The following is an 11,561-nucleotide window of genomic DNA, read 5'->3' as shown; positions in this document are numbered from 1 at the left end:
CAAGGGCAAGCGTAAACTCGCGACCTGGGACACCGACTACCTCATGGCCGCACTCCAAGCCCGTTAACCTGGACTCGTTGCCCTGCAAAGGCTACGGGTGAATTGACAGTCGACACATTAGAAACTCATACTGTACCGCCCGAAATTTCTCGAAGCCGGTGAATCGTTCTGTTGGGGCAGTCGCCTCCGGCTTGTTTTGGGCAGGAAAAAAATCACAAAGCCGAAAAAATTCGGCGAGGAAAAAATGGCAGAAGACAACAAGAAGAAACCGAATCCGATCGACATTCATGTTGGCAGTCGCATCCGGCTTCGCCGCAACATGTTGGGAATGAGCCAGGAAAAGCTTGGTGAGAATCTCGGTATTACATTTCAGCAGATCCAGAAATATGAAAAGGGCACCAATCGCGTCGGTGCCAGCCGCCTGCAGGCTATAGCTTCCATACTCGGCGTGCCTGTCGCCTTCTTTTTCGAGGATGCGCCTGGCCAGGAGATGGCGGCCAACCGTGGCTTCTCGGAGGATGCGTCGATGGCTTTTGCCGTCGAATTCTGCGGCAGTCCCGAAGGCCTTCAGCTCAACCGGGCCTTTGTCAAGATCGCCGACATCAAAGTGCGTCGGCGAATCATCGACCTGGTGAAATCGCTCGCCGCCGAGGACGTGGACTGATCCACGGTTCGCTTCAACCCAGCGGTGCCCGGCCGCTGGTGGCACAAGATATCAGTATCGACGTTCATGCCAGAATGGCGGCAACGCTTGACGAGCGGCGCTTTGCCCCGCTAACACGTGGCGCGCCAAATCGGCAGCCTGCCGATCGTTTTTCAAGAGGGGACACCCGTGACGCGGCAGAACTACTTCTTTACCTCGGAATCCGTTGCCGAGGGCCATCCCGACAAAGTTTGTGACCGGATTTCCGACGAGATCGTGGATCTGGTCTATCGCGAAGCCAAGAAGACCGGCATGGACCCGTGGAAGGTCCGTGTCGCCTGCGAGACGCTCGCGACCACCAACCGCGTCGTCATCGCTGGCGAGGTGCGCGTGCCCGATACCTTGCTGAAGAAGGACAAGGCCGGCAACATCCTCAAGGACGCTGCCGGGCACTCTGTCGTCAACCCGGCGAAGTTCAAATCCGTCGCCCGCAAGGCGATCCGCGAGATCGGCTACGAACAGGCAGGCTTCCATTGGAAGACGGCCAAGATCGAAGTGCTGTTGCACGGCCAGTCGCCCGATATCGGCCAGGGCGTCGACAATGCCGCCGACCGCCAGGGCGAGGAAGGTGCTGGCGACCAAGGCATCATGTTCGGCTATGCCTGCCGCGAGACGCCGGACCTGATGCCGGCGCCGATCTATTACAGCCATAAGATCCTCGAACTGCTGGCCACCGCCCGCCACGAAGGCAATGGCGAGGCGAGCAAGCTCGGGCCCGACGCCAAGAGCCAGGTCACCGTTCGCTATATCGACGGCAAGGCCGCCGAGGCGACGCAGATCGTGCTGTCGACACAGCATCTCGATGCGAGCTGGGATTCGAAGAAGGTCCGCAAGGTCGTCGAACCCTACATCCGCGAGGCGCTTGGCGACCTCAAGATCGCCGACGACTGCATGTGGTACATCAATCCTACCGGCAAGTTCGTCATCGGCGGACCCGATGGCGACGCCGGGCTGACCGGCCGCAAGATCATCGTCGACACCTATGGCGGCGCGGCGCCCCATGGTGGCGGTGCTTTCTCGGGCAAGGACACCACCAAGGTCGACCGTTCGGCCGCCTATGCGGCGCGCTATCTGGCCAAGAACGTCGTGGCGGCGAAACTCGCCGACCGTTGCACCATCCAGCTTTCCTACGCCATCGGCGTCGCCCAGCCGCTGTCCGTCTATGTCGACCTGCACGGTACCGGCAAGGTCGATGAAGCAAAGCTCGAGGACGCGTTGCGCACCGTGATGGATTTGTCGCCGTCCGGCATCCGGCGGCATCTCGATCTCAACAAGCCGATCTACGCCAAGACATCGTCCTACGGCCATTTCGGCCGCAAGGCTGGCCGTGACGGGTCTTTCTCCTGGGAAAAGACCGATCTCGCCAAGGCGCTCAAGGATGCTGTCGCGGCCTGAAGGCGGCGACAGCACCTGCGTCTTCAGATGAGCTCCGCCGACAGGCCAAGCCGCACGACCGAAGCCTTCTTCGGCCGTCGGCGCGGCAAGCCCGTTCGCCCACAGCAGGCGGCGGCGCTGGAAAGCGGTCTCGGCGCCTACCGGCTCGACCTGTCGGCTGAAGCGCCGTCGGATCTGCGCACCCTGTTCGAAACAGAGGTTTCGGCTGTTCGCCTCGAGATCGGCTTTGGCGGCGGCGAGCATCTTCTGCATCGCGCCACCGAGGCGCCAATGGTCGGCTTTATCGGCGTCGAACCCTTCGTCAACGGCATGGCCAAGATGATGATGGCGGTACGGCAGACACCGCTGCCCAATCTGAGGGTCTATGACGACGACGCCACCCAATTGCTCGACTGGCTGCCGCCGGCCTCGCTCGATGGCATCGATCTTCTCTATCCGGACCCCTGGCCGAAAAAGAAGCATTGGAAGCGGCGTTTCGTCAGCTCGGTCAATCTCGACCGCTTCGCGCGCGTCCTGAAGCCGGGGTCAAAATTCCGCTTCGCGTCCGATATCGACACCTATGTGAACTGGACCTTGCTGCATTGCCGGGCGCATGGCGCCTTTGCGTGGCAAGCCACCGAGGCTGCCGACTGGCACCGCCCTTACGAGGGCTGGCCAGGCACCCGCTACGAGGCGAAGGCCATTCGCGAAGGCCGGCGGCCGGCCTATCTGACCTTCGTCAGGACGTAAGCGGCCATTGCTCCGTCTCCGGCGGCTGCCGGAGCCGGATCGAGCGTCATCCGCCCGCTGGTTTTAGAAGCGGCCGATCTTGTCGAAGACAGCCGGATCCATGCCGAGCTTGCGCAGGTCGTGCGCGCGCGGCTTGCGGCCGGCTTCCACGGCCCGCGATGCGGCAACCGCGCTGCCGAATGTGGTGAAGAGATCGCCTATGGCGGAAAAAACCTTGCGGCTGGTCATCGTTGTATCCTTTCGCGTGCGGTGACGCGCAATCCTCTTTGTGCAGTGCAACATAGATGGCGCGCTCTGCGGGCGCCAACAAGGGCGGCCGCCGCATGGGCGCCATGCGTCCGGCGCAACCCCGGCGCGCGCTGCTTTTGTCCGGTTGGACACGGCGGGCTTGAAACACCGGCCGTGTTCGTCTATATCAGCCTCAAATTCTTGGTCGGTATGACGAAGAGTGGGTCCACCCGGTCCCGCTCTTTTTTATTACCTGCCGATAGCTTCGGATAGAGCGACAGGGATTAAATGACGGCAACGGCAAGCGAAGGCGACGACCGCATCATCCGCGAGAGCGGCATCGATGCGCGTATCGCGCTGATCGTCCAACCGGTTCTGCGCGGCATCGGCTTTCGCCTTGTGCGGGTGCATCTGTCCGGCCAGAACGGGCTGACGCTGCAGATCATGGCCGAGCGCGAGGACGGCACCATGACCGTCGAGGATTGCGAAGAGGTAAGCCGTGCCGTGTCGCCGGCGCTCGATGTCGATGATCCGATCGAAAAGGCGTATCATCTTGAAGTCTCATCGGCCGGCATCGACCGGCCGCTGGTCCGCAAGTCGGATTTCGTGACCTGGACGGGTCATCTGGTGAAGATCGAAACGTCGATCATCGTCGCCGACCGCAAGCGGTTCAAAGGCAAGATCGCCGAAGCCGGTGAAAATGACGTGCTGATCGAGCGCGAGAAGGCGGCCTATGGCGAGGAGCCGACGGTGCGCGTGCCTTATGATGCGATCTCCGAGGCGCGCCTGATCCTGACCGACGATCTCATCCGCGACGCGTTGTCGAAGGACAACAGGGCGCGCAAGGAAGCCAAAAAACGCCGCGGCGAACCGGAGGACGAGATGTCCGAGGACGCCACGGAAGAACGCGAACAGGAAAGTTGATTGAGCTGCCGGGCGCAAAGTCCGGCAAACAGGCTCGGGAGAAAAAACATGGTTGTAAGCGCCAACAGACTTGAACTGCTGCAGATTGCCGACGCGGTCGCGCGCGAAAAGTCGATCGACAAGTCGATCGTCATCGCCGCCATGGCCGACGCGATCCAGAAGGCGGCGCGCTCGCGTTACGGCCAGGAGACCAACATCCGCGCCGACATCAACCCGAACACCGGTGAGATGAAGCTGCAGCGGCTGATGGAAGTGGTCGAGAAGGTCGACGACTACGCCACCCAGATCGCCATCTCCTCGGCGCGCGAGCGCAATCCCGACGCCCAGCTCGGCGACTTCATCGCCGAACAGCTGCCGCCGATGGATTTCGGCCGCATCGCCGCACAGTCGGCCAAGCAGGTCATCGTGCAGAAGGTGCGCGAGGCCGAGCGCGACCGCCAGTATGACGAATACAAGGACCGCATCGGCGAGATCGTCAACGGCACCGTCAAGCGCGTCGAATATGGCAACGTCATCGTCGATCTCGGCCGTGGCGAGGCGATCATCCGCCGCGACGAGCTGATCCCGCGCGAGAACTACAAATATGGCGACCGCGTCCGTGCCTATGTCTACGACGTGCGCCGCGAGCAGCGCGGCCCGCAGATATTCCTGTCGCGCACCCATCCGCAGTTCATGGCCAAGCTCTTCACCATGGAAGTGCCGGAAATCTATGACGGCATCATCGAAATCAAGTCGGTCGCCCGCGACCCCGGCTCGCGCGCCAAGATCGCCGTCATCTCGCGTGATAGTTCGATCGATCCGGTCGGCGCCTGCGTCGGCATGCGCGGCAGCCGCGTCCAGGCGGTCGTAGGAGAGTTGCAGGGCGAGAAGATCGATATCATTCCCTGGTCGCCCTCGGCCGCATCCTTCATCGTCAACGCGCTGCAGCCGGCCGAAGTCGCCAAGGTGGTGCTCGACGAGGATGCCGAGCGCATCGAGGTGGTGGTTCCCGACGATCAGCTGTCGCTGGCCATCGGCCGCCGCGGCCAGAACGTGCGGCTTGCCTCGCAGCTCACCGGCTGGGATATCGACATCCTGACCGAGGCCGAGGAATCCGAACGCCGCCAGAAGGAATTCGTCGAGCGCTCGTCGCTGTTCATGGAAGCTCTCGACGTCGACGAAATGGTCGGCCAGGTGCTGGCCTCGGAAGGCTTCACCAGCGTCGAGGAAGTCGCTTACGTCGATTCCGGCGAGATCGCCTCGATCGACGGCTTCGACGAGGACACCGCTTCCGAGATCCAGACCCGCGCCCGCGAATATCTGGAGAAGATCGAGGCCGAGCACGACGAGAAGCGCAAGGCGCTGGGCGTCAAGGACGAATTGCGCGAAATCCCCGGCATCACCACCGCCATGCTGGTGACGCTCGGCGAGGACGGCGTCAAGACGATCGAGGATTTCGCCGGCTACGCGGCCGACGACCTCACCGGCTGGAAGGAACGCAAGGACGGCGAGACCAAGGTGTATCCGGGTGTTCTCGCCAGCCATGGCGTGACGCGCGCCGATGCCGAGCAGATGGTTCTGGCTGCCCGCCTCAAGGCTGGCTGGATCACCGAAGACGAGCTTGCAGCCGAAGAAGCATCGGCCGACGAAGCCGTTGGTGCGTGAGGTGAAACCGCATCGCACAGAACCCGCCCTTGGACGAGATGAACGATCGCACCTGCATCGTCACCCGCAGACAGGCCGAACCGGATGAACTGATCCGGTTCGTCGTCGGTCCGGATTCGGCCGTCGTTCCCGATCTCAAGAGAAATCTGCCTGGCCGCGGTTGCTGGGTGAGTGCCGACCGCCTACATATCGACAAGGCGGCGGCCAAAAACCTTTTTGCCCGCGCCTTCAAGGCACAGGTGGTCGTGCCGCCCGATCTTGGCGGCATGGTCGACGGACTGCTTTCCCGATCCGCGCTGGGCATGCTGGGTCTTGCCCGCAAGGCCGGCGCGATCGCGCTGGGCGCCACCAAGGTCGAGAGTGCGGTGCGTGGCGGACTAGCACTTTTCGTGCTCCACGCGATCGAAGCGTCCGACGATGGTGTGCGCAAGATCAGCCAGGCGCGGCGGGCGACCGTCCATATTGGCGGCCCTTCCATCCTTGCCTACAAACTTTTCCCCGAGGCCGAGTTGAGCTTGGCATTGGGGGGTACAAATGTGATACATGCTGCCGTCCTCGCGGGAGACGCGGGTAAGGCGGTCCAGAAGCGCATGGTTGCGCTCGACCGGTATCGGGGCGGTACCCCGGACGATTTGGCAATGCTTGCGGCCGTTGCTGACGAAGATGAGTCCGCAGAGGATATGGAATGAGCGATACGAAATCGGGCGACGACAAGACGTTGAGTGTTACGCCGAAGAAGACCTTGACGCTGAAGCGCCCCGGCATGGAACAGGGCACCGTGCGCCAGAACTTCTCGCATGGCCGTACCAAGTCGGTCGTGGTCGAGACCAAGAAGCGCAAGTTCTCGCTGCCCGGCGACAAGCCGGAGCCGGCGGCCGCGCCGGTATTCACCCCGAAGCCGGCCGTCGTCGCGGCACCGGTCGTGCAGGAAGCGCCCAAGGCGCCGCCTCCGCCTCCGCCGCCCCCGGTCGAGCGTAGCGGCATGGTGCTGAACGAATTGTCGCGTAGCGAAATGGAGGCGCGCCGCAGGGCGCTCGAAGGCTCCAAGGTTCGCGAGGTCGAGGACCGCCAGCGCGCCGCCGAAGAAGCCAAGCGCCGCGCCGAGGATGAAGAGCGCCGCAAGCGCGAGCGCGAGGAATCCGCGCGCCGCCAGGCAGAGGAAGAGGCGCGGTTGCAGACCGAGGCCGAATCCCGCCGCCGCGCCGAGGAAGAGGCACGCCGCCGCGCGCCGCAGGCCGCGGAACTGGCAACTGCCGATGAGGAAGAAGAGGCCAAGCCGAAGCGGGCTGGCGCCGGTGCGCCGGTGCGTCGTCCGGTCACGCCCGAAGTGGCGCGCCCGGCCAAGCCGACCAAGGGCGAGGAAGATCGTCGCCGTGGCAAGCTGACGCTGAATTCCGCGCTTTCCGACGAGGATGCGCGGGCCCGTTCGCTGTCGTCGATGCGTCGTCGCCAGGAGAAATTCAAGCGCGCGATGCACAATGAGCCGCGCGAGAAGGTCATGCGTGAAGTGATCCTGCCCGAGACCATCACCATCCAGGAACTGGCGCAGCGCATGTCCGAGCGTGCGGTCGATGTGGTCAAGTTCTTCATGAAGCAGGGCCAGATCCTGAAGCCGGGCGACGTCATCGACGCCGACACGGCCGAACTGGTGGCCACCGAATTCGGCCACACGGTCCGCCGCGTCGCCGAGTCCGACATCGAGGAAGGCCTGTTCAACATCGCCGACCGTCCGGAAGACCTGGTGTCGCGTCCGCCCGTGGTGACCATCATGGGCCATGTCGACCATGGCAAGACCTCGCTGCTCGATGCGATCCGAAATGCCAATGTCGTCTCCGGCGAAGCCGGCGGCATCACCCAGCATATCGGTGCCTACCAGGTCGAGAAGAATGGTCAGAAGATCACCTTCATCGATACGCCCGGCCACGCCGCCTTCACGGCGATGCGCGCTCGCGGCGCCCAGGCCACCGACATCGCCATTCTGGTGGTGGCGGCCGACGACAGCGTCATGCCGCAGACGATCGAATCGATCAGCCACGCCAAGGCTGCCGGCGTTCCCATCATCGTTGCGATCAACAAGATCGACAAGCATGATGCCGATCCGCAGAAGGTGCGCTCCGAGCTGCTGCGCCATGAGGTCTTCGTCGAATCCATGGGCGGTGAGGTGCTGGACGTCGAAGTGTCGGCGACCAAGGGCACCAATCTCGACAAGCTGCTCGAGGCGATCCTTCTGCAGGCCGAAATCCTCGACCTCAAGGCCAATCCGGATCGTACCGCCGAGGGTGTCGTCATCGAGGCGCAGCTCGACAAGGGCCGTGGCCCCGTCGCCACCGTGCTGGTCCAGACCGGCACGCTGATGCCGGGCGACATTCTCGTCGCCGGCAACGAATGGGGCCGGGTGCGCGCGCTGGTCAACGATCGTGGCGAGCAGATCAAGGAAGCGCCGCCGGCCATGCCGGTCGAGGTGCTCGGCCTTCAGGGCACGCCGCAGGCCGGCGATCGCTTCGCCGTCGTCAACAACGAGGCCCGAGCCCGCGAGATCACCGAATATCGCCAGCGTCTGGCGCGTGAGAAGGCGGTGGCCAAGCATGCCGGCCAGCGCGGTTCGCTCGAACAGATGATGTCGCAATTGCAGACGAGCGGGCTGAAGGAATTCCCGCTGGTCATCAAGGGCGACGTGCAAGGTTCGATCGAGGCCATCAATGCCGCTCTCGACAAGCTCGGCACCGACGAAGTGCGTGCGCGCATCGTTCATGCCGGCGCCGGCGCCATCACCGAAAGCGATGTCTCGCTGGCGGAAACTTCCGGCGCGGCGATCATCGGGTTCAACGTCCGCGCCAACGTGCAGGCACGTGCCGCGGCCGCGGCCGCGGGCATCGAGATCCGCTACTACTCGATCATCTACAACCTCGTGGATGACGTGAAGGCTGCGCTCTCCGGCCTGCTTTCGCCGGAGCGTCGCGAGACCTTCATCGGCAATGCCCAGATCCTCGAGATCTTCGACATCACCAAGGTCGGCAAGATCGCCGGCTGCCGTGTCACCGAAGGCAAGGTCGAGCGCGGCGCCGGTGTTCGCCTGATCCGCGACAACGTCGTCATCCACGAAGGCACGCTGAAGACGCTGAAGCGCTTCAAGGATGAGGTTTCGGAGGTCCCGGGCGGCCAGGAGTGCGGCATGGCCTTCCAGAACTACGAGGACATGCGCGTCGGCGACGTCATCGAGTGCTTCCGCGTCGAGATGGTGACCCGGACGCTCTGAGTTCGAGTATTCCGACCGTATCGGGCGGCGGTCGAAAGGCCGCCGCCCCCGTGCTATTGAGAATGACCCGTTGAGACATGCGGCACGGTCCTATCCCGCGCCTCACGATTTCAGGATTGAGAAAAATGCCCCGTTCCACGACATCGAGCCCATCCCAGCGCATGCTGCGCGTAGGCGAGCAGGTGCGCCATGCGCTCTCCGAGACCTTGCAGCGCGGCGAGATCATCGATCCGCTGGTCGAGAATGCCGTCGTGTCGGTCTCGGAAGTGCGCATGTCGCCCGACCTGAAGATCGCCACCGCCTTCGTCTCGCCGCTCGGCGCCAGTGATGCCGGCGCGGTGGTGGAGGCTCTCAACAAGCATGCGAAATTCATCCGCGGGCGCGTCTCCGGTGCGTTGCGGCAGATGAAGTATATGCCGGAATTCCGCTTCCGGCTGGATACCTCCTTCGACAATTTCGCCAGGATAAACGATCTCCTGAAGTCGCCCGAAGTAGCGCGTGACCTCGATGCGGACGACGAGAAGGACAGCGAATAATGGCGCGTCGCGGCAAGAAGAAGGGCCGGCCGGTCTCCGGTTGGGTGGTGCTGGACAAGCCGGTCGGCATGGGTTCCACCGAGGCCGTATCCAAGATCAAATGGCTGTTCCAGGCGGAAAAGGCGGGGCATGCCGGCACGCTGGACCCGCTGGCTTCCGGCATGTTGCCAATCGCGCTCGGCGAAGCCACCAAGACCGTGCCCTATGTGCAGGACGGCGCCAAGATCTATCGCTTCACCGTGGCCTGGGGGCAGGAGCGCTCGACCGACGATCTCGAGGGCCCGGTGACGAAGACCTCCGACAAGCGTCCGTCGCAGGCCGAGGTCGAGGCGCTGCTGCCGAAATACACCGGCGTCATCATGCAGACGCCGCCGCAATTCTCGGCTATCAAAATCGCCGGCGAGCGCGCCTATGATCTCGCCCGTGACGGCGCGACGGTCGACATTCCGGCGCGCGAGGTCGAGATCGGCCGCCTCGATATCGTCGAGCACAGCGTCGACCACACCGTTTTCGAGGTCGAATGCGGCAAGGGCACCTATGTGCGCTCGCTGGCCCGCGACATGGGCCGCGACCTCGGGTGCTTCGGCCATGTTTCCGACCTGCGCCGGGTCGAGGTCGAGCCGTTCACGCCCGAAGATTTCGTCACCATCGCCGAACTGGAAGCCGCCCGCTTCGGCGTGCAAGGTGAAGATAGGCCGGAAAGTGAAGACAAGCCGGAAACGGCCGACGCCGACGCGATAGAAGTGCCGATCGACTTCGGTGCCATCGATGCGCTTCTGGTCGATACATCGGCGGCGCTCGATTGCCTGCCGCAGATCGCCATCAGCGATGACGCGGCGACGAAGATCCGCCTCGGCAATCCGGTGATCATCCGTGGCCGGGATGCGCCTGTCGAAGCCGAAGAGGCCTGTGCCACGGCCCGCGGCAAGCTGGTGGCCATCGGCGCGATCGAGCAAGGTATGTTCAAGCCCAAGCGGGTCTTTGCCGGATGATGCCTCTCATCTAATGTCTGTCGGACGTCGCATCAGAGGGCTGCATGGCAAAGGCTGAGACGATCAAGAAGCGGGCGCCGTTGAAAACGCGTCGGCCGCCGGTCGGTGCATCGCCCGGCACGCTGATCGCCGACCCGGCGGCGCGGCGCTCGGAACTGCGGCTGACCCTGATCTCGCCGCAGAAATTCAAGACCGTCGAAAATGCAAGCATCGACGATGTCATGGCCAATTGCGGAAAATGGCCGGTGATCTGGCTCGATTGTACCGGCCTCGCCAACATTTCGCTGATCGAGGAGATCGGCCGCATCTTCAGCCTGCATCCGCTGGCGCTGGAGGACGTCGTCAATACGGGTCAGCGTCCGAAGGTGGATTTCTTCGAGGATCATGCCTTCGTCGTCCTGCGCATGATCGACGATGTCACGTCGCATCGCTACGAACAGATCGCGCTCTTCCTGGGCGAGAACTTCGTCGTCACTTTCCAGGAGCGTGAAGGCGATCCATTCGATCCCGTGCGCAAGCGCATCGAGAGCTCGGCGCCCAACCGGTTGCGGGCTCGCGGCGCCGACTATCTCGCCTACGCGCTGATCGACGCGATCGTCGACAGCTATTTTCCGCCGATCGAGGCGGCGGGCGAGGTGGTCGACAGTATCGAGGACCAGATGCTGTATTCGCCGCACAAGCACCAGATGCGGCAACTGCACGAATTGCGGCGTGATGCCAATGTGCTCAAGGGGGTGCTGTGGCCGATGCGCGATGCGCTGGCGACGCTTATCCGCAACGACGTCTCCTATGTGAGGGCCGAGACCAAGGTCTTCCTCAACGACACACTCGACCATTCGCTGCGGCTGATCGAATTGGTCGAAACCCAGCGCGACATGCTGACCGGCTTGATCGAAATGCATCTGTCGCTGAGCCAGGCGCGCACCAACGACGTCATCAGCTATCTCACCATCGTCTCGGTCATCTTCATGCCGCTTACCTTTCTGGTCGGTGTCTGGGGCATGAATTTCGATCCCGGGTCGTCGCCATGGAACATGCCGGAGTTGAAGGCCTACTACGGCTATCCCTTGTCGCTCCTGTTCATGGGTGTCGTCGCGGTCGGGTTGATTGCGTTCTTCAAATGGAAGAAATGGCTTTGACAGGGGCAAAACTTG

11 protein-coding genes are annotated in these 11,561 nt (G+C 63.2%); 10 read left to right on the top strand and 1 reads right to left on the bottom strand.

What is annotated here, in order from left to right:
- Positions 1-244 precede the first annotated feature (244 nt).
- The 3 genes from NKJ26_RS23850 to trmB all read left to right on the top strand — a co-directional run bounded on the left by NKJ26_RS23850 (position 245) and on the right by trmB (position 2,827).
- Entirely contained in the window at positions 245-664 is a 420-nt protein-coding gene (locus tag NKJ26_RS23850) for a helix-turn-helix domain-containing protein (protein ID WP_352604785.1), read from the top strand.
- A 168-nt stretch (positions 665-832) separates the two neighbouring features.
- Positions 833-2,098, top strand: coding sequence for a methionine adenosyltransferase (metK, locus tag NKJ26_RS23845; protein ID WP_352697528.1), 1,266 nt, complete (start codon positions 833-835; stop codon positions 2,096-2,098).
- Between the two features lie 27 nt (positions 2,099-2,125).
- Positions 2,126-2,827 (top strand): tRNA (guanine(46)-N(7))-methyltransferase TrmB, encoded by a 702-nt coding sequence (gene trmB, locus NKJ26_RS23840; RefSeq protein ID WP_352697526.1) that lies wholly within the window; start codon positions 2,126-2,128, stop codon positions 2,825-2,827.
- Positions 2,828-2,890: 63 nt separating this feature from the next.
- Here trmB and NKJ26_RS23835 read toward each other — a convergent pair whose 3' ends face one another.
- Positions 2,891-3,055, bottom strand: coding sequence for a hypothetical protein (locus NKJ26_RS23835; protein WP_352604779.1), 165 nt, complete (start codon positions 3,053-3,055; stop codon positions 2,891-2,893).
- 288 nt (positions 3,056-3,343) lie between these two features.
- Between NKJ26_RS23835 and rimP the strand changes: the two genes are divergently transcribed.
- The 7 genes from rimP (at position 3,344) to corA (ending at position 11,546) form a co-directional block, all read left to right on the top strand.
- Entirely contained in the window at positions 3,344-3,979 is a 636-nt protein-coding gene (gene rimP, locus NKJ26_RS23830) for a ribosome maturation factor RimP (protein WP_352697524.1), read from the top strand.
- A 48-nt stretch (positions 3,980-4,027) separates the two neighbouring features.
- Positions 4,028-5,623, top strand: coding sequence for a transcription termination factor NusA (nusA, locus tag NKJ26_RS23825; RefSeq protein ID WP_027026611.1), 1,596 nt, complete (start codon positions 4,028-4,030; stop codon positions 5,621-5,623).
- Between the two features lie 38 nt (positions 5,624-5,661).
- Positions 5,662-6,312 carry an RNA-binding protein gene (locus tag NKJ26_RS23820; RefSeq protein WP_027026610.1) on the top strand — a complete coding sequence of 217 codons (651 nt, stop codon included), beginning with the start codon at positions 5,662-5,664 and terminating at the stop codon, positions 6,310-6,312.
- Positions 6,309-8,879, top strand: a complete 2,571-nt coding sequence (gene infB, locus NKJ26_RS23815; protein WP_352697522.1) for a translation initiation factor IF-2 — start codon at positions 6,309-6,311, stop codon at positions 8,877-8,879. Before NKJ26_RS23820 ends, infB begins: the two co-directional genes overlap by 4 nt.
- Before the next feature lie 125 nt (positions 8,880-9,004).
- A complete protein-coding gene (rbfA, locus tag NKJ26_RS23810; protein ID WP_352697520.1) occupies positions 9,005-9,415 on the top strand; it encodes a 30S ribosome-binding factor RbfA in 411 nt (136 codons plus the stop codon).
- A complete protein-coding gene (truB, locus tag NKJ26_RS23805) occupies positions 9,415-10,407 on the top strand; it encodes a tRNA pseudouridine(55) synthase TruB (protein WP_352604770.1) in 993 nt (330 codons plus the stop codon). Before rbfA ends, truB begins: the two co-directional genes overlap by 1 nt.
- 44 nt (positions 10,408-10,451) lie before the next feature.
- On the top strand, positions 10,452-11,546 hold the full coding sequence (corA, locus tag NKJ26_RS23800; protein ID WP_352604768.1) for a magnesium/cobalt transporter CorA: 1,095 nt from the start codon (positions 10,452-10,454) through the stop codon (positions 11,544-11,546).
- Positions 11,547-11,561 lie beyond the last annotated feature (15 nt).

Origin of the sequence: Mesorhizobium sp. M0152 (assembly GCF_040322415.1) — a bacterium.
GTDB lineage: Bacteria > Pseudomonadota > Alphaproteobacteria > Rhizobiales > Rhizobiaceae > Mesorhizobium.
This window is presented reverse-complemented; position numbering and strand designations above follow the sequence as displayed.